Below are 22,047 nucleotides of genomic sequence, written 5' to 3' on the forward strand. Positions count from 1 at the left end.
CGCTTTCGTCTCAGTTCTTGCTGGCGCGGGTGGCGCCCTTGCCGTCATTGCGAGGGTCAAAGCGACGACGCAGATCCAGATGGCCAGTGAGCCCTGGATTGCGCCGCTACGCTCGCGATGACGAATTCACTCCGCCGCGGCAGCCTGTGCCTCGCCACGCTCCGGCTTGACCCCGGCGAGATGGCAGATGGCATAGACCAGATCGGCTTTATTCATCGTGTAGAAATGCAGGTCGCCGACGCCGCGGTCGATCAGGTCCAGCACCTGCTCGGCGCAGACGGCGGCCGCCACGAGCCGGCGCGTCGCAGCGTCCTCCTCCAGACCCTCGAAGCGGTCGGCCAGCCATTGCGGCACGCTCGCTCCCGTCTTGCGGGCGAAATTCGCGGTCTGCTTGAAGTTCTGAACGGGCACGATGCCGGGCAGGATCGGGATGTCGATCCCGGCCGCACGGACCTTGTCGAGATAGCGGAAATAGACGTCGTTATCGAAGAAGAACTGGGTGATCGCGCGCGTCGCCCCGGCGTCGACCTTCTTCTTCAGCGCGTCGATGTCGGCCTCCAGCGAGGCCGCCTCGGGATGCTTTTCCGGATAGGCCGAGACCGTGACCTCGAAATCGCCGATGCGCTTCAGGCCCGCCACCAGATCCGACGTCTGGTGGTATCCGTCCGGATGCGGCTCGTAGACCGTGCCGAGCCCGCCGGCGGGATCGCCGCGCAGCGCCACGACATGACGCACGCCGGCCTCCCAATAGCCGCGGATGACCTCGTCGACCTCGTCGCGGGACGCGGAGACGCAGGTGAGATGGGCCGCCGGCTTCAGGCCGGTCTCCTCGACCATGCGCTTGACGGTGGCGTGGGTGCGCTCGCGCGTCGAGCCGCCGGCACCATAGGTCACCGAGACGAAGGACGGAGCGAGCGGCTCCAGCCGGCGCACGCTCTCCCAGAGCGAGACCTCCATCTCGGCGGTCTTGGGCGGGAAGAACTCGAAGGAGACCTTCGGGCGGCGGGAGCCATGCCGGCTCGGGCGGAACGCGTTCATCAGGCTACCTCTAGATTGGTCTGTCGCGGCATCGGGTCGGACTGCACGCGCCGGTCGCAGCCCCGCCAGAGCATCACGGGCAACTGGCCCGAGCCGCCGCCGGCGAGCTTGATTTCCTCGGAGAGATCGCAGGCCAGCCCGCTCTCGGCGAACCAGCCGGCAATCTGGGCCCGCGAGAAGCCGAGCCGGCGATGGGCATGCTCGGCCCGCAGGAACTCCATCTCGTGCGGCGCGAAATCGACGACGATGAGCCGTCCGCCGGGAGCCAGCATCGCGGCCGCCTCGCGCACCGCGCGCCCGGGATCGTCGAGGAAGTGCAGCACCTGGTGGATCACCACGAGATCGAAACTGCCGCGCGGGAACGGCAGCGCATAGATGTCGCCCTGCCGCAGTTCGACGCGCGCCAGCCCCACCTTCTCGAGATTGGCTCGCGCCACGGCGAGCATGGCATGGTTGGCGTCGACACCGACCGCGCGCCCGAATTTCGGCGCGATGCGCTCGAGCATCCGGCCGGTGCCGGTGCCGAGGTCGAGCATGCTTCCGGGCGTGCCCTTCCCCACCGCGGCCTCGACGGCGGCCTCGACCGCCTCGTCGGGAACATGCAGCGAGCGCAGCCGGTCCCAGTCGCGCGCCACGCTGGCGAAATAGGATTGCGCAGCCTCAGCTCGTGTGCCGCGAACCGCCGCGAGCCGCTCGCGATCGGCGGCCAGCACCGGGTCCGACCGGTCGAGCCAGGCGGCGAGCGAGGCGGCGAAGGCCCCGCCGGTGCCGGTTTCGTCGAGCCGGAAGAAGGCCCAGGCGCCTTCGCGCGAGCGCCTGACCAGCCCCGCCTCGGCCAGCAGCTTGAGATGGCGCGAAATCCGCGGCTGCGACTGCCCGAGGATGTCGGTCAGGTCCGACACCGACAACTCGCCTTCCGACAGCAGCGCCAGGATGCGCAGCCGCGTCTCCTCCCCCGCGGCGCGCAGCGCAGCGAGCAGGACGTCGGAGGCGAGCGTGGTCGGCAGGCGCAAACAGGAACTCCGCAACGGCATCCAAAAAGATATAAAGATATGTTTATGTCACTCTCGGCATGGACGCAAGATCATTCTGCTCGCGGGGCTGCCATCGTCATCCTCCGCAAAGCCTCGAACAGCCGCGGGTCACCCGACTGAGCGACATTGAAGCGCATGAAGCGGGCCGCACTCTGCGACAGGCTGTAGACATTGCCGGGCGCCAGAACGATGTCCTGCGCCAGCAGCCGCTGCGCGATGACCGCCGAATCCAGCCCCTCCGGCAGCAAGCACCACAGGAACATGCCACCGCGCGGCTCGAGCCAGGGCTCGATGCCGATCGCCCGCAGGCGCGCCGCGGTCTCGCCCATCGCCCGCGCCAGACGCACCCGCAGCCCGTCCATGTGCCGGCGATAGCTGCCATCGATCAGCACGCCCAGCACGAGCTCCGCGGCCAGCCGCCCCGTCCCGAAGGAGGCGGCGATCTTCAGGTCGATCAGCCCTTCGATCCAGTCCCGCCGGGCGGCGATGTAGCCGCAGCGCACCGAGGCCGAGAGCGACTTCGAAAAGCTGCCGATCTGGACGACGCGCTCCAGCCCGTCGAAGGCGGCCAGACGGGGCGCCGGCTCCGGCTCGAAATCGGCGAAGATGTCGTCCTCGACGATGGTCAGTCCGAACGCCTCGGACAGCTTGAGGATGCGGTGCGCGACAACCGGCGAGAGGCTCGCGCCGGTCGGGTTGTGCAGACCGGAATTGGTGACGTAGAGCCGCGGCTGGTGCTCGGCCAGAACCTGCTCGAAGGCCGCGAGATCAGGGCCGTTGGGACCATAGGGCACGCCGACGATGCGCACGCGATGCGCCCGCAGAAGGGCATGGAAGTTGAAATAGCAGGGATCATCGACCAGCACGGTATCGCCGGGCTCGACGAGCAGGCCGCAGACGAGATCGAGCGCCTGTGTGCCGGATTCGGTTAGCAGGATCTGGTCGGGCGCCGCCTCGACGCCATGGGCCGCCAGCCGGCGCGACAGCAACTGCCGCAGCGGCGCGAGCCCCAGCGGCGTGCCGTAATCCGCGAGTGTCTCGGCAGGAGCGCGGGAGAGCACGCGCAGCGCCCGGCGCAGGCTCTCCTGCGGCAGCCAGTCAGCCGGCAGCCAGCCGCAGCCCGGCTTCAGCACCGCCTCGCCCGCATCGAGCGACTGCCGCGAGACCCAGAACGGATCGACCTCACGCTCCAGCCGCGGCCCGAGATCGGCCGGCGAAAACGGCGGCGCATGGCCGGCGACATAGAACCCCGAGCCGCGGCGGGCCTCGATCACCCCCTCGGCCGCGAGCCTGTCATAGGCCTCCACGACCGTGGATTTCGACACCGCCATCGTCCCCGCCAGGGCCCGGATCGACGGCAGCCGCGCGCCCGGCGCCAGCATCCGGCCGGCGATGCGCTGCCGGATGGCGGCCATTACCGCCCCCACCCGGGTCCCGTCCGCTCCGGCGAGCGCACGCACCCTCGCGGCCTGTCCTGATCCTGTCATCAGGACAGTTTGCCCCAATTGTACTGTTCTGTCTCTGGCGAAACGGCTCTGGGCCGGCGCTCTGCTGCCGGCTTCGCGATCGGAGTTCGCCCATGCTCGACGACAGGACCAGCGGCTGGATCAACGGCCTGATCGGGGTGGTGATCTTCGCCGGCTCGCTGCCGGCGACGCGGGTCGCAGTCGCCGATTTCGATCCGGTCTTCCTGACGCTGGCCCGCGCCGCCATCGCAGGCCTGCTCGGCCTCGCCTTGCTGCTCCTGTTTCGCGAGAAGCGGCCGCTGCGGGCCGACCTGCTGCCGCTGCTGGTCGTCTCGCTCTGCGTCGTCATCGGCTTCCCGCTCCTGACCGCGCTGGCGCTCCGGCATGTCACGGCGGCGCATTCGATCGTCTTCATCGGGCTGCTGCCGCTGGCCACCGCGCTTTTCGGCGTGCTGCGCGGAGGCGAGCGGCCCCGCCCGGCCTTCTGGCTGCTGTCGGGCCTCGGCAGCGCGCTGGTCGTCGGCTTCGCCCTGACGCAGGGCTTCGCCGCCGCGCCGGCCGGCGACCTGCTGATGCTCACGGCGATCGTCGTCTGCGGGCTCGGCTACGCCGAGGGTGCGAGGCTCTCGCGCCGCCTCGGCGGCTGGCAGGTGATTTCCTGGGCGCTGCTGCTGGCGCTCCCCGTGACAGCGGGCGCCGCATTGCTGCTGCGCCCGGACGATCTCGCGGCGACGGGCGCGCCCGCCTGGCTCGGCCTCGCCTATGTCTCGCTCTTCAGCATGCTGATCGGCTTCGTCTTCTGGTATCGCGGGCTCGCCCAGGGCGGGATCGCGGCGGTCGGACAGCTGCAGCTGCTGCAGCCCTTCTTCGGCCTCGCGCTGGCCGGGATGCTGCTCGGCGAGACGGTGACCTGGCCGATGCTCGCGGCCTCGGCCGCCGTGGCGGCCTGCGTCGCCGCAGCCCGGCGCTTCGCCCGCTAGCGCGTGGCGCCCTTCACCGTCACGGGCGGGATCACGACGACGGCATCGCCCACCGCGATGGTGCCGGGCAGGTCGACGCTCAGCATGAGCCCGCGCAGCCCGGCCGCCGCCTTCACGAAGCGGGCTGCGAGGTCGCTGCGCCCCGCCGCCGCGGCGACTGCGCCCCCGGCCCTGCGGCAGGGCAGGTTGTAGGCCTCGACCCGCAGCACCGCGCTGCCGTCGAAACGGCCGGTTCCGCCCCAGCCGCCGCCGATAGCGAGCCGGCTGCCCGGCGCGATCGCGGACAAGGCCACCAGACCCTCGACGAGAAGATTGCCGCCCAGCCATTCGGGCGGAAGCGCGGGCAGATCGAGCCCGCGGGCAATGGCGGCGAGCTCGGCCGGGCAGAGCGCCGACACCTGTCGGTCGTTGCGAAGGGTCAGGCCACGCGGCAGCCAGGGCTCGCGCGGCCCGGAACGACGGGTCAGGCCGGCATGAAGGTCACCGCGAATACCGGCCGCGTCGAACGCCAGAGCTTCGACGGCCTGCGTCACGAACGCATGAGGCGACGATGGAGAGCCCGTCGCGGCGAAGACGCCAGCGACGCGGCCGATGGGGCGCGCTTGTTTCACGCCGGCGGCATGCTGTCCGCCACCAGCGCTGTCAACCGGCCCGGCCGGTCACATCAGCTGCAGCGAGCCCGCCGCCGTCTTGCCGCGTTCGGTCTTGAGTTCGAACGAGACTTTCTGCCCCTCGGTCAGCGTCATCAGCCCCGCTTCCTTAACGGCAGTGATGTGCACGAACACATCCTTGCCGCCGTCCGAAGGCTGAATGAAGCCAAAGCCTTTCTCAGTATTGAACCACTTGACGGTCCCGGTCGCCATCGCCGCATCCTTTGAAGCCAAAGCGTCGCTGCGGCCAGCAGATGCACGTCCCCCGATAGCCGCAGGCACGAGAATTGACCGAAAAACCTAGCTTGTCGAGAGCAAAGCGCGAGGCGCTAAAGCCTCTCGCATCAAGACTTGGTCAACATCACCTGCGTCATCACCGAGGTTTGCGAGGAGCCGCCTAGATATATCTCGACCAGACCGGGCTCGACGACGTAGCGGCCCGCGTCATCATGGGCCCCGAGGCGGCTGCCCTCGAGCCGGAACGTCACGGTGCGCGTCTCGCCGGCACGCAGCATCGGCTTGTCGAAGGCCTTGAGTTGGCGGACCGGCCGGGAGCGGCTCGCGACCGGCTGGCGGACATAAAGCTGCACCACCTCCTGCCCGTCGCGCGGGCCGGCATTGGTGACGTCGACCGAGACCTCGACGGACCCGCCCAGCCTCATGCTCGGCTTCGAGACCCGCGCATTGGCGTAGGTGAAGCGGGTGTAGGACAGGCCGTGGCCGAAGGGGTAGAGCGGCTCGTTGGCCTCGTCGATAAAGATCGATTCATAGCGCTGGCGGATCTTCTGCGGCCGCCCCGTCGGCAGATGATCGTAATAGACCGGGATCTGCCCGACGGAGCGCGGAAAGCTCATCGGCACCCGGCCCGACGGATTGACCTTGCCGGTCAGGATGTCGGCGATGGCCGTGCGCCCTTCCGTGCCGCCATGGAAGGTCTGCAGGATGGCTGCGACATGGGCATCGGCCCAGGTCAGGACGAGCGGACGCCCGGTGGCCAGAACCAGCACGACCGGTTTGCCGGTGGCCACCAGCGCTTCCAGCAGCGGCTGCTGCACGCCCGGGAGATCGAGCCTGGTGCGCGAGGCGCCCTCCCCCATGAACTCGCAATCCTCGCCGAGCATGGCGATGATCAGGTCGCTGGCCGCCGCGGCCCGGATCGCGGCCTCCCTGTCGGCGAACTCGGTGCCGCAGGCCTTGGTGAATGCCGGCTCATAGGTCACCGCGACATCCGCCGGCAGGCGCTCCTTCAGCGCCTCGGGCAAGGGTTGCACGACGCGCCGGCCGAGGCCGGCCGGGTCGGTCCAGACGCGCTCGTCCTCGGGCCGCGCCATCGCCCCGATCACCGCGACGGATTTCACCGAAGGGCGGATCGGCAGGATGTCGCCGGCATTCTTGAGCAGCATCGCGCCTTCCTGCGCCGCCCGCAGCGCCACGTCGCGCGCGCCCTGCGTCTGCATCATCGCCGGCGCCGCAGCGGGGTCGACATCGGGCTTGTCGAACAGGCCGAGATGGAACTTGACCCGCAGCACCCGCCGCGCCGCCTCGTCCAGCGCCTTCACCGGCACGCGCCCGGCCCGCACCTCGGCGGCGAGGTGCTTGTGGTAGACGTCGCCCATCATGTCCATGTCGATGCCCGCGAGCAGCGCCTTGCGCGCGGCCTCCGCGTCATCCATGGCGATGCCATGCAGGCGCAGCTCCGTGATCGAGCCGAAATCCGATGTGACGAAGCCGCGGAAGCCCCATTGCCCGCGCAGCAGGTCCGTCAGCATGCCCCTGTGGGCGGTCGCCGGCATGCCGTTCAGGGCGTTGAAGGCCGCCATCGCGGTCATCGAGCCCGCGTCGAAGGAGGCCTTGAAGGGCGGCAGATGCAGGTCGAAGAGCTGGCTGGTCGGGATCCAGGTCGAGTTGTAGTCGCGCCCGGCCTCGCCCGCGCCATAGCCGACGAAGTGCTTGACCGAGGTCGCGACGCCGCCGCGCTGGTAGCCGCGCGTGCGCGCCGCCGCCACGACGGACGCCAGATGGACGTCTTCGCCCGCGCCTTCCAGCACGCGGCCCCAGCGCGGGTCGCGCGACATGTCGACCATCGGCGCGAAGGTCCAGTTGATGCCGGCGGCCGCGGCCTCGCGCCCGGTCCAGTAGGCGGCCTGCTCGATCAGCGCCGGGTTCCAGCTCGCGGCCTGGCCGAGCGGCAGGGGAAAATAGGTCGAGAAGCCGTGGACGGCATCGAGCCCGATGATCAGCGGAATCTTCAGCCGGCTCTCGCGCACCGCCTTCTGGACCGCCAGCACCTCGGCCGGCACGACGAAGTTCATGACCGCGCCCATGCGCCCGGCCTTGACCTGAGCGATGTCGAAGCCGTCACCGCGCCCCGACAGGTGCAGTTGGCCGACCTTTTCCTCTAGCGTCATCTTCGCCAGCAGCGCGTCGATGCGCCGCTCGATCGCGGCGGCCTCGCGCCCGGTCTTCCAGGCCACCGGCGTGGCCGCGGCCGACGGCGCGGCCTGGGCCTGTGCGGTGGTCGTGGCGACGGGCAGGACGAGGCCGAGGGCGAGAAGCGGAGCGGCGAGCCGCGAGATCATGCAGGGCATCTTTCGACTGGAGACGGGAGCGGGCGGGACGAACGGCAGGTGACGGATCCAGAGCGCCGCCCTACAGGAATGGCCGTGGCGGCTCAACTGCGCGAACCCCTGCCCGCGCTGGCTCGCCCATTGCATCGCCAGAACCGCCTGAACGCCGCCTGAATCGGACACGCCGCCATGTCGCAGACCACCGCACCCCTGGCCTCGTCGACGGAGCGGCACCGGCTCTATGAGGACGCGCTGGCGATCCTGCTGGGCACGCTGATGGTCTCGATCGGCATCGCCCTCTTCGCCAAGGCGACGATCATGACCGGCGGTGCCGCGGGGCTTGCCCTGCTGCTGCAATATGCGACCGGGCTCGATTTCGGCCTGCTCTTCTCGGCGGTCAACCTGCCCTTCTACTGGCTCGCCTTCCGGCGCATGGGGCTGCCCTTCACCCTGCGTACCTTCGTCGCGGTCGGGCTGGTCTCGCTGCTGGTCCAGGCAACGCCGCTCTGGATCGACATCGCCAGCGTCCAGCCGCTCTACGCCGCGCTGGCCGGCGGCAGCATCATGGGGCTGGGTCTGCTGGCACTCGCCCGCCACCGCACCGCCATCGGCGGCGTCAACATCCTCGCGCTCTACCTGCAGGAGAAGCGCGGCTGGCGCGCCGGCTGGGTGCAGTTGGCCATCGACGCCGGCATCTTCCTCGGGGCGGCCTTCGTGCTGCCGCCAGACCGGCTGGCGATCTCGCTGGTCGGCACGCTCGTCCTCAACGCGGTGCTCGGCATGAACCACAAGCCGGGCCGCTATATGGGCGTCTCCTGACCGCGGCAGAGCGCCGGTCTTGCGCGCCGTCGCGGCTCATGCGAGTCACGCCGGCGGTGCCCAAAACGCGACGAGGCTCGACACCATGGCCCAGCCCCTGACCATCGAAGATCTGCGCCTGCTGGCGAAGCGCCGGGTGCCGCGCATGTTCTACGACTACGCCGATTCCGGCGCCTGGACGGAGGGCACCTACCGCGCCAACGAGACCGACTTCGCCAAGATCAAGCTGCGCCAGCGCGTCGCGGTCGACATGACCAACCGCACGCTGGAATCGACCATGATCGGCGAAAAGGTCGCGATGCCCGTCGCGCTCGCCCCCACTGGCATGACCGGGATGCAGCATGCCGATGGCGAGATCCTCGCCGCGAAGGCCGCGGCCAAGGCCGGCGTGCCCTTCACCCTCTCGACCATGAGCATCTGCTCGATCGAGGACATCGCCAACCACACCGGAAACCCGTTCTGGTTCCAGCTCTACGTCATGAAGGACCGCGACTTCAGCGCGCGGCTGATCGAGCGGGCCAAGCGCGCCGGCGTCTCGGCGCTCGTCCTGACGCTCGACCTGCAGATCCTCGGCCAGCGCCACAAGGATATCCGCAACGGCCTCTCCGCCCCGCCCAAGCCGACGCTCGCCAATCTGATCAACCTCGCGACCAAGCCGCGCTGGTGCCTAAAGATGCTCGACACGCCGCGGCGCAGCTTCGGCAACATCGTAGGCCATGTCTCGGGCGTCGCCGACATGTCCTCGCTGTCCTCATGGACGGCCGACCAATTCGATCCCCGCCTCGACTGGGACGACGTCAAGCGGATCAAGGACCAGTGGGGCGGCAAGCTCATCATCAAGGGCATCCTCGATCCCGAAGACGCTGAGATGGCCGCCCAGAGCGGCGCCGACGCGCTGATCGTCTCCAACCATGGTGGTCGCCAGCTCGACGGTGCGCTCTCCTCGATCGAGTCGCTCCCGGCCATCGTCGACCAGGTCGGCAACCGCATCGAGGTGCATTTCGACGGCGGCATCCGCTCGGGCCAGGACATCATCAAGGCGATCGCGCTCGGCGCGCACAGCACCTATATCGGCCGTGCCTTCCTCTATGGGCTCGGCGCGATGGGCGAGGCCGGCGTCACGCGCTGCCTCGAGATCATCCGCAAGGAACTCGACGTCACCATGGCGCTCTGCGGCCTGCGCGACATCAAGGCGGTCGACGAGAAGATCCTCGTCGGCGGCCGCGAGGGCGCGATGCAGCGGCTGGCGGCGCCGAACTGACCCGGAGACGACTGCGGGGGCGCAGAGCGCCCCCGCCTCCGCCGTTTGCCTTCCGGCTGCTCAGGCCTTGAGGAAGGCGAGCATGTCCTGGTTAAGGCGGTCCTTGTGGGTCTCGGAGAGGCCGTGCGGGGCGCCCTCATAGACCTTCAGGATCGCGCTCGGCAGCAGCCGCTTCACGGCGCGCGCGGTCGTCTCGATCGGGACGATCTGGTCGTCGTCACCATGGACGATCAGCGTCGGCCGGTCGACCTTCTTCAGATCCGCGACGAAGTCGGTCTCCGAGAACGCCTTGATCGAGTCATAGGTGTTCTTGAAGCCCGCCTGCATGCCCTGCGCATACCAGGCCTCGATCGCACCCGCGCTCGCCTTGGCGCCGGGGCGGTTGTAGCCGAAGAAGGGGCCTGCCGCGATATCGCGGAAGAGCTGGCCACGATCGGCGAGGAAGCCCTTGCGGATGCCGTCGAAGACCTCCAGCGGCACACCGTCGGGATTGCTGGGCTTGCGCAGCATGATCGGCGTCACCGCGGCGATGAAGCCGACCCTGGCGAGCCGCTTGGTGCCGTGGCGGCCGACATAGCGCGCCACCTCGCCGCCGCCGGTCGAGAAGCCGAAGGCTGAAACGTTCTTCAGATCGAGCGCCTCGATCACCTCCGCCAGATCGTCGGCGTAATGGTCCATATCGTTGCCGTCCCAGACCTGGCTGGACCGGCCATGGCCGCGCCGGTCATGGCTGATGACCCGGAAGCCGTTGCTGGCGAGAAAGAACGCCTGGTTCTCCCAGCTGTCGGAGGAGAGCGGCCAGCCATGGCTCAGCGTCACGACCGGGCCGTCCTTCGGACCCCAGTCCTTGAAGTAGAGCCGGACACCTTCGCGGGTGAGGATGTGGTCGCCATCGACGATCGGCCTGGCCCGGCGCCCAGGCGCCTCCTTCGCCGCCGTCGATTGGGCAGCGGCTTCGCCCGCGGGCAGGGACGCGGCGGTCGCGGTTGCGGCGGCGAGCGCGATCCCGGTCAGCAGGTCGCGGCGGGCGGGTCCGTTGGCGGCGGCTTCGGTGCGGTTCGACATGATCTCGTCTCCTTCTGGTTCGGGGGGCCCGGCGGAGAACCGTCGGCCGATCTTTGAATCGTTTACGATTAGATCGTGAGCGATTTAATAAGGTCGATCCCGCACGCTGTCAATCCCTTGCGATTGCATCGCGTGCGATTATTTTGACCGGCGAAACCCAGGAGATCCGATGCCCGCCGCCCAGCCCCCTCTCCCGCCCTCCGGGCCGAAGCTCAGCGAATTCCTCTGCTTCGCGCTTTATTCCGCCAGCCACGCCTTCAACCGGCTCTACAAGCCGCTTCTCGACGAACTCGGCCTGACCTACCCGCAATATCTGGTGATGGTGACGCTCTGGGAGCGCGACGACCGCACCGTCGGCGAGATCGGCGAGCAGCTCTTCCTCGAGTCGAACACGCTGACGCCGCTGCTGAAGCGGATGGAGGCGGCGGGGCTGGTCTCACGCAGCCGCGACCCGGCCGACGAGCGCCAGGTCCGGCTGCGACTGACCGGCGAAGGGCGCGCCCTGCTCGACAAGGCCCGCAGCGTCCCGCCCTGCGTGCTCGAGGCGACGGGGCTGACCGCCCAACAGGCCCGTGAACTCACGGACCAGATCGGCGCCCTGCGGACGACGCTGTCGCGGTGAGGAAGCCGCGGCTCCGGCCCGAGAGCCTGCCCGCTTCGAGACGATGGCGCTTTGCACCCTAACGGCTGGTGCGATGGTCCGGGCTAAACGGCGAGGATCGCGACCCCGTAGTCCGCCAGGGTACGGTCGGCTGTCGCCAGTGTCAGGCCTCTCTGCATGGCCTGCGCAATCAGCATTCGATCGAACGGATCACGATGAAGCAGCGGCAGGCGACCTGCTGCCACCGCATCGTCGCGCTCGATCGGAAGCCAGGAAAGGCCGATCGACTCGACCCTCGTCCAGGCCTCGGCAGGAAAGGCGATCTTTCCCGTGTTGCGCTTGATCTCGAGTTCCCAGATCGTCGCGACGCTGACGAAGAGTTGCTCAGCTTCGCCGATCGCCCGCACGATAGCCTCCGGCAGACGACCGCTGTGAAGCCCCGACCACCAGAGCAGAACATGACTGTCCAGAAGCAGCTTCATGGCGAGCCGTCGCGCTTGGCCAGCACGCGGTTCTCGAAGCTGTCGCTTCCCTCGAACAGATCCGCCAGGTCATCGTCCGGCTTCCACCAGTCGGGGTCGACCTCGACGAACAATCCCGCCAGTTGGCCAGGCTCACGCCAGGGCTTGCGTGCTGCGGCCTGATCGATCTGCACCAGCTTGACCGCAGGCACGCCGTTGCGCGCGATCACGACCTCTTCGCCCCGCAACGCCTGTTCGATCAGGCGAGACAGCTGCGTCTTGGCCTCATGGACGTTGACGACGGTCATCGCGACCCTCCGGGTTAGCCATGCCTAGCTAACACGGATGGACACGATCGAACAGCTCGTCTCAGCGCGAGAACTTCTTGTACTGGATGCGCTTGGGGATCGTGGAGTCGATGCCGAGGCGACGCTTCTTGTCTTCCTCGTAATCGGCGAAGTTGCCCTCGAACCACTCGACATGGCTGTCGCCCTCGAAGGCGAGGATATGGGTCGCGATGCGGTCGAGGAACCAGCGATCGTGGCTGATGATCACGGCGCAGCCGGCGTAATCCTCCAGCGCCTCCTCCAGCGCCCGCAGCGTGTCGACGTCGAGGTCGTTGGTCGGCTCGTCGAGCAGCAGGACGTTGGAGCCGGCCTTCAGCATCTTCGCGAGATGGACGCGGTTGCGCTCGCCGCCCGAGAGCGAGCCTACCTTCTTCTGCTGGTCGCCGCCCTTGAAGTTGAAGGTCGAGCAATAGGCACGCGAATTGATCTCGCGCTTGCCGAGATAGAGGATGTCGTTGCCGCCCGAGATCTCCTCCCAGACGTTCTTCTTGTCATCGAGCGAGTCGCGGCTCTGGTCGACATAGCCGAGTGTCACGCTCTCGCCGATCTTGATCGTGCCGGCATCGGGCTTGTCCTGGCCCGTGATCATCCGGAACAGCGTCGTCTTGCCGGCGCCGTTGGGGCCGATCACACCGACGATGCCGCCCGGCGGCAGCTTGAAGGTCAGCCCGTCGATCAGCAGCTTGTCCTGGAAGCCCTTCGAGATGTTCTCGAAATCGACGACGTTGTTGCCCAGCCGCTCGGCGATCGGGATGATGATCTGTGCGGTGTCGGGGCCCTTGTTGTTGGCCTTCTGGACGAGTTCGTCATAGCGCTGGATGCGCGCCTTGCTCTTGGCCTGGCGGGCCTTGGGCGAGGCCGAGATCCACTCCTGCTCGCGCTCCAGCGTCTTCTGGCGGGAGACGTCCTCGCGGTTCTCCTGGGCGAGGCGCTTCTGCTTCTGCACCGACCAGGCCGAGTAGTTGCCCTCATAGGGGATGCCCTGGCCGCGATCGAGCTCGAGGATCCAGCTGGTGACGTTGTCGAGGAAGTAGCGATCGTGGGTCACGATCAGGATCGCGCCCGGATAGGTCCGCAGATGGCCTTCAAGCCAGGCGGTCGTCTCGGCGTCCAGATGGTTGGTCGGCTCGTCGAGCAGCAGCAGTTCCGGCTGCTCCAGCAGGAGCTTGCAGAGCGCGACGCGGCGGCGCTCGCCGCCCGAGAGCTTGGCGACCTCCCAGTCGTCGGGCGGGCAGCGCAGCGCGTCCATCGCCTGGTCGACCTTGGAATCGAGATCCCACAGCCCCTTGGCCTCGATCTCGTCCTGCAGCGCCGTCATCTCGTCGGCGGTCTCGTCCGAGTAGTTCATGGCGAGCTCGTTGTAGCGGTCGAGCACGGCCTTCTGCGGTGCGACGCCGAGCATGACGTTGTCGCGGACGTTCAGCGTCTCGTCGAGCTTGGGCTCCTGCGGCAGGTAGCCGACGCGCGCGCCCTCGGCGACCCAGGCCTCGCCGGTCCACTCCTTGTCGAAGCCGGCCATGATCTTGAGCAGCGTCGACTTGCCCGCGCCGTTGACGCCGAGCACGCCGATCTTGGCGTCCGGATAGAAGGACAGGTGGATGTCCTTGAGAACCTGCTTGCCGCCCGGATAGGTCTTCGACAGGCCGCGCATATGGTAGATGAACTGGCGGGACATGGGCGTGCGGGCTCCGCTGCGGGCGTGGGCTTCAGGCTTTCGGGAATCTGGCCGCTAGATAGGCGACAGGGCCTGCGATGGCAACGGGCGGCGAAAGGCGGGCGCCTACAACCTTTGCTTGCATAATCCGGAATCGCCTATCAGGATGTGCTTGGCGGAGAATGTGATCACCAAGGGATGGCCGCCGGTTGCCGCAGGAGCAGGCGATGGATTCCACGGGTCGGCCCAAGGCATCGAGGCGCAAACCGTCCCGCAAAAGCGCTTCCCGGCCGACGCCTCCGGCCTCCGCCCCGCACTCTCCCGCGTCGAGCACGGCCTCGGCCTTGTTCAACGAAACTCCTCCACCCGATGCCGGAGCCGGCCGCCGGCCATCTCGGGACGAGTCATCTTCGACACCATCTCCGAAGGCATCATCCTCACCTGCTTCGAGCGACGGTGGCCAACCTGCCCCCCCCCGCGTGTCGAGAGACCGGCCGGCTCGCGAGACTTTAGCCCCGACGCCGGACCCGGACGTCGCCGCCGCTATCTCTCTCACCGAAGCGATGCGCCTCGCCCGTTCCGACGCCGCCCGCGAGATTCTACGTGCGGCGGGCGATCGGGCCATCCGCCGGGATGGCGACGAGGCGGCCACCATCGGCGTGATGCTGATCCTGCAGGCGGCCGTGGCGGTCGGCGTGACGCAGCCGCGAGGCACGTCGTCGACACCGCGCTGGCTGGTCGATTTCGCGGAGGCGCAAGGTGTTCCTGCCGACACGATCGCGTCCTATGGCGCCACCACGAGGCTGGCCTCGCCCCGTCGCGGGATCATGCTCCGCGAGGCGGCCTCACTCGCGATCAGAATGGCGGTGGAACTGGCGAAAGCCACGGTCGGCCGGTCGCGGTTCGATGCGCGCCACCTGATCGTGGCCGTCCTCGACTCTCCGGATCGGGCCGCTGCCCGACAGATGCGCAGGGACGCTCTGGCCATCGGCCTCGATCTGTCGGCCCTGCGCAAGAGCCTGATCGAGCGCATTCTCGAAACGCCCGAAGCCGGGGAGAATGGTGAGATCTGGTTGCGTTTCCTGGAAACGCCCGGCAGCGCCTGGGCGGCGCTCGGCGCTCCTGTCCCCGAACAGCCACGATCTGGCGCCTTTCCCGGCTTCGATGCGGATCGCGCATCGGCCAGCGACGCAGACCCCCTCGGCATCGCCTCCGACGTGTCCGCCTTCGCCCGCCTGATTTGTGTCGAGGAGGCGACAACGCCCCTCTCGATCGGCCTTTTCGGCGAGTGGGGCTCGGGCAAATCGAGCTTCATGGAGCGGCTGCAGCGCGAGATCGGCCATCTGACCGCCAACGAGCGCGCGGCACGGCTCAGACGGGCGGCCAACCCGGCCCATTCGGATGCGGAGTCGGAAGCAGGGACGCGCTTCGTCGAGAACGTCGTCCAGATCCGCTTCAACGCCTGGCACTATGCCGACGCCAATCTCTGGGCCAGCCTGACGGCGGAGTTCTTCGACCAACTGCGCGCAGGGGGCTCGGAGCGTCAGGGGCGCCATCTCCACGCGCGGCTGGTCGAGCGCGTCAACGCGCACGTCCACAATCTGGCGAGCACCCTGACCGCCACGCGCGAAGCGCTGAACGAAAGCGAGCGCACGCTCATCGATGCGCAAAAGGCCCGCGACAAGGCTGTCGCGGCCGTGCCGGCCGGACAGCGCGACGCTCTCTCGCAGACGCTGATCGACGCGGTCGGAACCGCCTACGACAAGCACAAATCCGATCTGGTCGAGCTTGGCCGGCGCGCCTATCAGGACGATCCCTCGAAGGGCATCGACGATTTTGTCGCCGTCGCCCGGGACGTGCAGACCATCGGCGGCCAGTTGAAGTCGATCGGCGCGATCGTCATGGCGCGAGGCTGGCGTTCGGCACTTGTGCTGATGGCGCTGGCATTTGTCCTGTCCGCGATCACAGGCCTGGCGCTAACGGACAAGACCGAAGCGACGCGTTGGCTGTCCCAGTTGGGTTTCTGGGGCTGGGTCGGCGCCGTCGCGTCGGCATCGGGCGCGATCCTGCCGGCGATCCGCATCGTCGCGGGGATCGCGAAGAGCACCGCGGACTTCGCCGGAAAACTCGACACCCTGACGAAGGACAGATTGAAGGAGGTGCTCGCGCGGGAAACGGAACTGAAGCAGGCCGCGGCGGAGGCCAGGGCCCGGCGCGACGCCATGGAGCGCGCGCAGCAGGCCCTGACCCGCTACGTCGATGCCGATGGGGCCACCAGCCCGCCACGCCTCTTGCACTACATCATCGAGGACGACCCCGAGACCAAGGCGGTGGGCGCGCAGATCGGCCTGATCAGCCGGGCGAGACGTCTGTTCCAGTCGGTCGAGGAGGTGGTCAAGGAAGAACGCCGAAAACGCCTCGCTGGAGAGGCGAACGATGGCGCCGTTCCCGATCGCATCGTGCTCTATATCGACGATCTAGACCGCTGCACCCATGCGCAGGTCTACGACGTGCTGCAGGCGATCCACCTGCTGCTCGCCTTCCAGCTCTTCGTCGTGATCGTCGGTGTCGATGTCCGCTGGGTCGAGGAGGCGGTCGCCCGCCAGTTCGTCATACCGGTTGAGGATCTTCCAGACAGCGCCACACCCGACGAGCGGGACAAGGCGCGGCAGCGCGCCGAGATGGCCCGCCGCAAGCGGGCGATCGACTACCTCGAGAAGATCTTCCAGTTGCCGTTCTGGCTCCGTCCCCTCGCGACAGAGGGCGAGAATGCGAGCTACGCAACCTATGTGCGCGGCCTGCTGGCGGCCAACCGCGAGGAGTCCGACGTCCCGCCCGACGCAGCCGGCGGCGAAAACAGGCGGCAGGAGCGCGGGGCCGAGCCGAAAGGCGAAAAGGGAGCGGAACCGGCAGCCGATCCGCACGCGGACATGCAGGGCTTCGATGCCGACAGCGACACGGACACGCTCGACCTGGCGCTCGCGACCGTGAAGCTGACCCAGGCCGAAATCGACTTCCTCGCCAGCCCGGAGATCGGCGCGCTCGCCGCTAAGAGCCCGCGAGCCGTCAAGCGGATGGTCAATGTCTACCGGATCGTGCGCGCGCGGCTGGATGAGGTCGAGTTGGCCGCATTCCTCGGCGCCGGCGATCAGCCGCCGAACTGGCCGATCGCGGCCCTGCTGGCGGCAGTGGAATGTGGGCAGCCCGTCGAGGTGGCGGACGCTGTCTACGGGGCCCTCAAGCAGATGGATGGAGAGGACCTGTTCGATACCGCGTCCAAAAAGGCCATCGCCGAGAAGGGCAAGCCGGGCGCCGATGAACTGGCGGAGGTCATGCTGATGTCAGCGGATGACTTGACTGGCGGTGTCTTGGGCATCGCGATCCACGCAGCCAATTCGGCCAGAGGATATCCCGAGCACGGCTCCGGCTGGGCCAAAGTGTCCCTCGTTCTCGCCATAGCCCGCATCGTCCGCCGCTACTCCTTCAATCGCTATCACTGAGTCTCGATCGGGAGCGGATCGCACCGTGTCCAGGGCAGCCGCGATTGCGCCCTCGCGCCTCCGCTGGATAATGCTCCCTCGGACATGCGGGCGAGGCTGATCGGACATGACGCGAAACCCAGGCGACGCCACCATCGAGCTGCGCCTCGCCAACGGCGCCCAGCTCTTCAACACGCTCGACCCCTTCCCCTTCAGCGAAGGCGACATCTCGGCCGATGCCGAGCGCTACATCGTCGAATGGGCGCAGGATCTGCCGAAGGACGCCCCCATCGCCATCACCATCCACCTGGCGGCGCCGGAGACCGCGGGCCCGCCCGGCCCTGACCTCGCCACCGCGCTGACCGGCTGGTTTGCCGCCAAGACCCGGTCCGAGGGCCACGCCCTGCGCGAGCATTTCCGCGATGGGCGGCGCGCCTTCCTGATCGGCTTCGCCGGGCTCGCTTTCTGCCTCGCCATCAGCTTTGCGCTGACCAAGGCCTTCGACGGGCCCTTCGCCCGCATCGTGCAGGAGAGCCTCGTCATCATCGGCTGGGTGGTGATCTGGCGCCCGGCCGAGATGTTCCTCTACGACTGGCTGCCGCTGCTGCGCCGCCAGCGGCTCTACCGGCGCCTGGCGGAGGCGCGCGTCACGGTGAAGACGGTGACGCCGGGAAGCCCCTGACGTTCCCCGGGAGCGGCCGGACGTCGATCGCCGCCTGAACACCGAACACTGTATGCAGCATATCTTGATGGGCCGAAGGAAACCGGTCTAAGCTCGCCCGAGGACCAGCCGGACAAAGCCGGCGGCCATCCCTGGGGAGGGACCATGAAGACTGTTCTCAAGGCTGCGCTCGGCGCGGCCGCCTTGCTTCTGTCCGCCGGCCCGAGCTGGGCCTTCCCGGATCGTCCGGTGCAGCTCATCGTGCCCTGGGCCGCCGGTGGCGGCATGGACGCCGTCATGCGCATCTTCGCCGCCGGCTACGAGGCCGAGCTGAAGCAGCCGGTCAATGTCGTCAACCGCACCGGCGGCGGCGGCCTAACCGGCCACACCGCGATCGCCACCGCCACGCCCGACGGCTACACCATCGGCGGCATCAGCCCCGAGATCTCCTTCTTCAAGACGCTTGGGCTCGGCGACATCACCATCGACAGCGTCGATTCCTTCTCGCGCGTCTCGCTCATTCCGGCCGGCGTGACGGTCAAGGCCGACAGCCCGATCAAGACGGCGGCCGACTATATCAAGGCGGTCAAGGACAACCCCAAGGGCACCTTCATGGCCTCGGGCACGGGCGTCGGCGGCTCCTGGCACATCGCCTCCGGCGGCCTGCTCAAGGCGGCCGGCATCGCCCCCGACGCCGTGCGCTGGGTGCCGAGCAACGGCGGCGCGCCGGCCCTGCAGGACCTCGCTTCCGGCGGCATCAGCGTCTTCACCGGCTCGCCGATCGAAGCCAAGGCGATGCTCGACGCCGGCCGCGTGCGCACCATCCTGCTCATGACCGAGGAGCGCCATCCCAACTTCCCGGACGTGCCGAGCGCCAAGGAGGCCGGGCTGAACTGGACCTATCAGAACTGGTTCGCGCTGGCGGCGCCCAACGGCATCCCCGCCGACCGCCGCAAGATCCTGTTCGAAGCGGCCGAGCGCACCATGCAGCGCCCCGAGGTCCGCAAGGCGATGGCCGATCGCGGCATCACGCCGGTCTGGGACAAGCCCGGCGAGTTCGCCGTCTACGCCAAGACCTTCACCGAGCGCGGCGTCGGCGTCCTCAAGGATCTCGGCCTCGCCAAGTAGGCACCACCCCGGCCGGCGGCGGCGCTTTCACAAACGCGACATCGCCGCGTCGGCCTGCTTCCCTTCGGCCCGGACCATGCATCACAGTGGTCTTGCCGAAGGTCGGGAGAACGGCGATGCGGGGAACCACGAGGTCCTGGACAGCAATCCGCGACGGGCTCATCGCCCTGGCCGCCCTGGTGCTGCTCCTGCCCGCGGCCGCCCGCGCCCAGTCCGACGAACCGGGCTGCCGGCCGGAGATGGCCTCGCTGCGGCTCCCCGTCCATCATGCCAACCTGACACTCGCCGCCCTCGGCAAGGACGAGGCGCGCATCACCTTCGTCGGCCACGCCACCTTCCTGATCGAGACACCCGCAGGGGTGAAGGTCGCGACCGACTACAACGACTATGTCCGGCCGCAGGTGACGCCCGACGTCGCCACAATGAACAAGGCCCACTCCACGCATTACTCGCGCAACCCCGACCCCGGCATCAAGCAGCTGCTTCCGGGCTGGGACCCGACCGGCCGCGGTGCCGCCAGACATGACGTGACCATGGCCGATCTGCGCGTGCGCAACGTGCCGACCAACATCCGTTCCTATTCCGGCTCGACCGACTTCGACGGCAACTCGATCTTCGTCTTCGAGATCGGCGAGCTCTGCATCGCCCATCTCGGCCACCTGCATCACCCGCTGGAGCCCGGCCATCTGCGCGCGCTCGGCCGGGTCGACGTCGTGCTCTTCCCGGTCGACGGCAGCTACACGCTGGACCAGGAGGGCATGCTCGAGGTGCTGAAGTCGCTCCAGGCGCGGGTGATGATCCCGATGCACTTCTTTGGCGGCGCAACCCTCAGCCGTTTCCTTGCCCGCTCTCAGGACAACTGGCCGATCGAGCGGCGCGAGCAGCCGGTGCTGACCGTCAGCAAGGCCGGGCTGCCGGCGCGCCCGACCATGATCGTGCTGCCGGGGAACTGAGCCCCAGGCTCCAGCACCGACGCCGCTCACATGTCGCCGAGATCGTCCGGCACGTTGCCGTGGATCTTGCCGGCGGTCTTCGGCTTGGTCAGCGGGGCCGGCACCGGCGCATTGCCCCGGATCAGGCTCACCCCGGCATAGATGTCGCTGGCGACCTGGAGGTCGAGGCGCTCCGCGTCGCGCCGGCGCACATCCTCGGCGATCTCGGCCGCCTCCGGTTCGGGCACGCCCATGCCGAGCAGCACCGCCGTGCCGAAGGCCATCGCGGATTCGAAGGTCTCGCGGATCTGGTAATCGACGCCGACGCGGATCAGGTCCATGGCGTGGCCGCGGTCATAGGCGCGCACGAACAGCTTGGCGTGCGGGAACGCCTCCTGCGCGACGGCGACGATGCGGTTGCTGGTCTCGCGATCGTCGACGCAGACCAGGATCGCCTCGGCCCGCTCGGCGCCCGACGCGTGCAGGATCTCGGGCCGCGTGCCGTCGCCGTAATGCACCTTGAAGCCGAAACCGGCCGCCGCCTGGATCAGTTCGACATCGACCTCGATGATCGAGACGCTGAAACCCCGCGCGAGCAGGGCCTGCGAGGCGACCTGGCCAAAGCGGCCGAAGCCGATGATCAGCGCGCGGCCGGTGAGACCCTCGGCGAGGTCGACGCCGTCGAGCGAGGTCTCCTCGGGCGGCAGGAAGTGGTCGAGCGCCAGCACCAGCAGCGGCGTCAGCGCCATCGACAGGATCACCGTCGCGCTCACCACCGCATTGGTCTGGCTGGTGAAGATGCCGGCCGCCGCCGCCGCCGCATAGAGCACGAAGGCGAACTCACCGCCTTGCGAGAACAGCGCGACCCGGGTCACCGCCTCGCGCGTCCGCGAGCCCGAGACCTTGGCGACGATGAAGATGCCGAGAGCCTTGACGCTCATGAAGGCAACGACCGCGCATGCGATCAGCATCCAGTTGCGGGCGATCACCCCGAGATCGAGCGACATGCCCACCGCGAGGAAGAACAGCCCGAGCAGGATGCCGCGGAACGGCTCGATATCGGCCTCGAGCTGGTGCCGGAAGCTCGATTCCGAGAGCAGCACGCCGGCGAGGAAGGCGCCCATCGCCATCGAGAGCCCGCTGAGCTGCATCGTCAGCGCCGAGCCGAGCACGACGAGAAGCGCGGCGGCCGTCATCACCTCGCGCGCATGGGCGAGCGCCAGCAGGCGGAACATCGGGTTGAGCAGGTAGCGGCCGGCGACGACCAGCCCCGCCACGGCCGCCGCCGCGATGCCGACCGAGAGCCAGCCGTTGCTCTGCGCCGACGAGGCCGGCGCGAGCAGCGCCACCACTGCCAGCAGCGGCACGATGGCGAGATCCTCCAGCAGCAGGATCGAGACCGCCTGCTGGCCCTGCGGCGTCGAGGTCTCGCCGCGCTCGTTCAGCATCTGCATGACGACGGCGGTGGAGGACAGGACGAAGCCCATGCCGGCGATGAAGGCAGCCGGCAGCGGCAGCCCATAGGCATAGCCGACGCCGGTCAAAAGCGTCCCGCACAGCGCGACCTGCGCCACGCCGAGGCCGAAGATCTCGCGCCGCAAATTCCACAGCCGCGAGGGCTGCATCTCCAGCCCGATGATGAACAGGAACATCACCACGCCGAGTTCGGCGACGTGCAGCACGGATTCGGGGTTCGGAAACAGGCCGACGCCATAGGGCCCGATGGCGAGGCCGGCCGTGAAATAGCCCAGCACCGAGCCGAGCCCGAGCCGCCGGAACAGCGGCACGGCGACCACGCCCGCGCCGAGCAGGCTCACCACCTTGATGAGATCGCCGGTCAGACCTTCGGCCGCCATCTACCCGCCCTCCCAGACCGACGCCGTCCGCCCGGCGCAACCGCGCTC

General features: G+C 68.5%; 19 protein-coding genes. 8 read left to right on the top strand and 11 right to left on the bottom strand.

The annotated features are described in order from the left end of the window. Positions 1-126 precede the first annotated feature (126 nt). The 3 genes from metF to BSY19_RS21225 are packed head-to-tail and all read right to left on the bottom strand — an operon-like array spanning position 127 to position 3,487. Positions 127-1,038, bottom strand: a complete 912-nt coding sequence (gene metF, locus BSY19_RS21215) for a methylenetetrahydrofolate reductase [NAD(P)H] (RefSeq protein WP_150129685.1) — start codon at positions 1,036-1,038, stop codon at positions 127-129. After that, positions 1,038-2,072 (bottom strand): ArsR/SmtB family transcription factor, encoded by a 1,035-nt coding sequence (locus tag BSY19_RS21220; protein WP_069055878.1) that lies wholly within the window; start codon positions 2,070-2,072, stop codon positions 1,038-1,040. The genes metF and BSY19_RS21220 overlap by 1 nt, the downstream gene beginning before the upstream one ends. Positions 2,073-2,122: 50 nt before the next feature. Next, positions 2,123-3,487 carry an aminotransferase-like domain-containing protein gene (locus BSY19_RS21225; RefSeq protein ID WP_150129686.1) on the bottom strand — a complete coding sequence of 455 codons (1,365 nt, stop codon included), beginning with the start codon at positions 3,485-3,487 and terminating at the stop codon, positions 2,123-2,125. Positions 3,488-3,651: 164 nt separating this feature from the next. Here BSY19_RS21225 and BSY19_RS21230 point away from each other — a divergent pair, with 164 nt between their 5' ends. Then, complete coding sequence (locus BSY19_RS21230; protein ID WP_069055880.1) at positions 3,652-4,518, top strand: DMT family transporter; 867 nt, start codon at positions 3,652-3,654, stop codon at positions 4,516-4,518. On the opposite strand, the gene BSY19_RS21235 is transcribed toward BSY19_RS21230, so the two are convergent. The 3 genes from BSY19_RS21235 to BSY19_RS21245 all read right to left on the bottom strand — a co-directional run bounded on the left by BSY19_RS21235 (position 4,515) and on the right by BSY19_RS21245 (position 7,747). After that, positions 4,515-5,129: an MOSC domain-containing protein gene (locus BSY19_RS21235; protein ID WP_210184390.1), complete on the bottom strand. Its 615-nt coding sequence runs from the start codon at positions 5,127-5,129 to the stop codon at positions 4,515-4,517. The two genes, BSY19_RS21230 and BSY19_RS21235, sit on opposite strands and share 4 nt — an antisense overlap. 48 nt (positions 5,130-5,177) lie before the next feature. Beyond that, the gene (locus BSY19_RS21240) at positions 5,178-5,381 is read right to left on the bottom strand and encodes a cold-shock protein (RefSeq protein ID WP_069055881.1); all 204 of its coding nucleotides are present in this window, start codon (positions 5,379-5,381) and stop codon (positions 5,178-5,180) included. A gap of 131 nt (positions 5,382-5,512) precedes the next feature. Further along, positions 5,513-7,747 (bottom strand): glycoside hydrolase family 3 N-terminal domain-containing protein, encoded by a 2,235-nt coding sequence (locus tag BSY19_RS21245; RefSeq protein WP_171905185.1) that lies wholly within the window; start codon positions 7,745-7,747, stop codon positions 5,513-5,515. 177 nt (positions 7,748-7,924) lie between these two features. On the opposite strand from BSY19_RS21245, the gene BSY19_RS21250 reads away from it, so the two are divergent. Together BSY19_RS21250 and BSY19_RS21255 are read left to right on the top strand one after the other, a co-directional pair. Next, positions 7,925-8,554, top strand: a complete 630-nt coding sequence (locus tag BSY19_RS21250) for a YitT family protein (protein WP_069055882.1) — start codon at positions 7,925-7,927, stop codon at positions 8,552-8,554. A gap of 85 nt (positions 8,555-8,639) precedes the next feature. Next, positions 8,640-9,815, top strand: a complete 1,176-nt coding sequence (locus BSY19_RS21255) for an alpha-hydroxy acid oxidase (RefSeq protein ID WP_069055883.1) — start codon at positions 8,640-8,642, stop codon at positions 9,813-9,815. A gap of 60 nt (positions 9,816-9,875) precedes the next feature. Here BSY19_RS21255 and BSY19_RS21260 read toward each other — a convergent pair whose 3' ends face one another. Continuing rightward, positions 9,876-10,883, bottom strand: coding sequence for an alpha/beta fold hydrolase (locus tag BSY19_RS21260; RefSeq protein WP_442856701.1), 1,008 nt, complete (start codon positions 10,881-10,883; stop codon positions 9,876-9,878). Between the two features lie 166 nt (positions 10,884-11,049). Here BSY19_RS21260 and BSY19_RS21265 point away from each other — a divergent pair, with 166 nt between their 5' ends. Further along, entirely contained in the window at positions 11,050-11,502 is a 453-nt protein-coding gene (locus tag BSY19_RS21265; RefSeq protein WP_069055885.1) for a MarR family winged helix-turn-helix transcriptional regulator, read from the top strand. 83 nt (positions 11,503-11,585) lie between these two features. Here the strand turns inward: BSY19_RS21265 and BSY19_RS21270 are convergent, their stop codons facing one another. The 3 genes from BSY19_RS21270 to ettA form a co-directional block, all read right to left on the bottom strand. After that, a complete protein-coding gene (locus tag BSY19_RS21270; protein WP_069055886.1) occupies positions 11,586-11,963 on the bottom strand; it encodes a type II toxin-antitoxin system VapC family toxin in 378 nt (125 codons plus the stop codon). Continuing rightward, positions 11,960-12,250, bottom strand: a complete 291-nt coding sequence (locus tag BSY19_RS21275; RefSeq protein ID WP_069055887.1) for a type II toxin-antitoxin system Phd/YefM family antitoxin — start codon at positions 12,248-12,250, stop codon at positions 11,960-11,962. The genes BSY19_RS21270 and BSY19_RS21275 overlap by 4 nt, the downstream gene beginning before the upstream one ends. 61 nt (positions 12,251-12,311) lie before the next feature. Next, a complete protein-coding gene (ettA, locus tag BSY19_RS21280) occupies positions 12,312-13,964 on the bottom strand; it encodes an energy-dependent translational throttle protein EttA (protein WP_069055888.1) in 1,653 nt (550 codons plus the stop codon). Positions 13,965-14,170: 206 nt separating this feature from the next. Between ettA and BSY19_RS21285 the strand changes: the two genes are divergently transcribed. The 4 genes from BSY19_RS21285 (at position 14,171) to BSY19_RS21300 (ending at position 20,164) form a co-directional block, all read left to right on the top strand. Then, entirely contained in the window at positions 14,171-17,443 is a 3,273-nt protein-coding gene (locus BSY19_RS21285) for a P-loop NTPase fold protein (protein ID WP_083247751.1), read from the top strand. Positions 17,444-17,549: 106 nt separating this feature from the next. Next, positions 17,550-18,104, top strand: a complete 555-nt coding sequence (locus BSY19_RS21290) for a hypothetical protein (protein ID WP_069055890.1) — start codon at positions 17,550-17,552, stop codon at positions 18,102-18,104. A gap of 144 nt (positions 18,105-18,248) precedes the next feature. Further along, a complete protein-coding gene (locus BSY19_RS21295; protein ID WP_069055891.1) occupies positions 18,249-19,211 on the top strand; it encodes a Bug family tripartite tricarboxylate transporter substrate binding protein in 963 nt (320 codons plus the stop codon). Positions 19,212-19,327: 116 nt separating this feature from the next. Continuing rightward, complete coding sequence (locus BSY19_RS21300; protein ID WP_069055892.1) at positions 19,328-20,164, top strand: MBL fold metallo-hydrolase; 837 nt, start codon at positions 19,328-19,330, stop codon at positions 20,162-20,164. 26 nt (positions 20,165-20,190) lie between these two features. On the opposite strand, the gene BSY19_RS21305 is transcribed toward BSY19_RS21300, so the two are convergent. Then, positions 20,191-21,999 (bottom strand): monovalent cation:proton antiporter-2 (CPA2) family protein, encoded by a 1,809-nt coding sequence (locus BSY19_RS21305; RefSeq protein ID WP_069055893.1) that lies wholly within the window; start codon positions 21,997-21,999, stop codon positions 20,191-20,193. Between the last annotated feature and the right edge of the window lie 48 nt (positions 22,000-22,047).

The sequence above is a fragment of the Bosea sp. RAC05 genome, assembly GCF_001713455.1.
GTDB lineage: Bacteria > Pseudomonadota > Alphaproteobacteria > Rhizobiales > Beijerinckiaceae > Allobosea.

Excerpts from the sequence above, each read along its gene's own strand:
- BSY19_RS21240 (WP_069055881.1), bottom strand. The coding sequence starts at position 5,381 with ATGGCGACCGGGACCGTCAAGTGGTTCAATACTGAGAAAGGCTTTGGC.
- BSY19_RS21305 (WP_069055893.1), bottom strand. The coding sequence starts at position 21,999 with ATGGCGGCCGAAGGTCTGACCGGCGATCTCATCAAGGTGGTGAGCCTG.
- BSY19_RS21275 (WP_069055887.1), bottom strand. The coding sequence starts at position 12,250 with ATGACCGTCGTCAACGTCCATGAGGCCAAGACGCAGCTGTCTCGCCTG.
- BSY19_RS21290 (WP_069055890.1), top strand. The coding sequence starts at position 17,550 with ATGACGCGAAACCCAGGCGACGCCACCATCGAGCTGCGCCTCGCCAAC.
- BSY19_RS21250 (WP_069055882.1), top strand. The coding sequence starts at position 7,925 with ATGTCGCAGACCACCGCACCCCTGGCCTCGTCGACGGAGCGGCACCGG.
- metF (WP_150129685.1), bottom strand. The coding sequence starts at position 1,038 with ATGAACGCGTTCCGCCCGAGCCGGCATGGCTCCCGCCGCCCGAAGGTC.
- BSY19_RS21265 (WP_069055885.1), top strand. The coding sequence starts at position 11,050 with ATGCCCGCCGCCCAGCCCCCTCTCCCGCCCTCCGGGCCGAAGCTCAGC.
- BSY19_RS21300 (WP_069055892.1), top strand. The coding sequence starts at position 19,328 with ATGCGGGGAACCACGAGGTCCTGGACAGCAATCCGCGACGGGCTCATC.
- BSY19_RS21225 (WP_150129686.1), bottom strand. The coding sequence starts at position 3,487 with ATGGCCGCCATCCGGCAGCGCATCGCCGGCCGGATGCTGGCGCCGGGC.
- ettA (WP_069055888.1), bottom strand. The coding sequence starts at position 13,964 with ATGTCCCGCCAGTTCATCTACCATATGCGCGGCCTGTCGAAGACCTAT.
- BSY19_RS21220 (WP_069055878.1), bottom strand. The coding sequence starts at position 2,072 with ATGCCGTTGCGGAGTTCCTGTTTGCGCCTGCCGACCACGCTCGCCTCC.
- BSY19_RS21295 (WP_069055891.1), top strand. The coding sequence starts at position 18,249 with ATGAAGACTGTTCTCAAGGCTGCGCTCGGCGCGGCCGCCTTGCTTCTG.
- BSY19_RS21270 (WP_069055886.1), bottom strand. The coding sequence starts at position 11,963 with ATGAAGCTGCTTCTGGACAGTCATGTTCTGCTCTGGTGGTCGGGGCTT.
- BSY19_RS21230 (WP_069055880.1), top strand. The coding sequence starts at position 3,652 with ATGCTCGACGACAGGACCAGCGGCTGGATCAACGGCCTGATCGGGGTG.
- BSY19_RS21285 (WP_083247751.1), top strand. The coding sequence starts at position 14,171 with ATGGATTCCACGGGTCGGCCCAAGGCATCGAGGCGCAAACCGTCCCGC.
- BSY19_RS21245 (WP_171905185.1), bottom strand. The coding sequence starts at position 7,747 with ATGATCTCGCGGCTCGCCGCTCCGCTTCTCGCCCTCGGCCTCGTCCTG.
- BSY19_RS21255 (WP_069055883.1), top strand. The coding sequence starts at position 8,640 with ATGGCCCAGCCCCTGACCATCGAAGATCTGCGCCTGCTGGCGAAGCGC.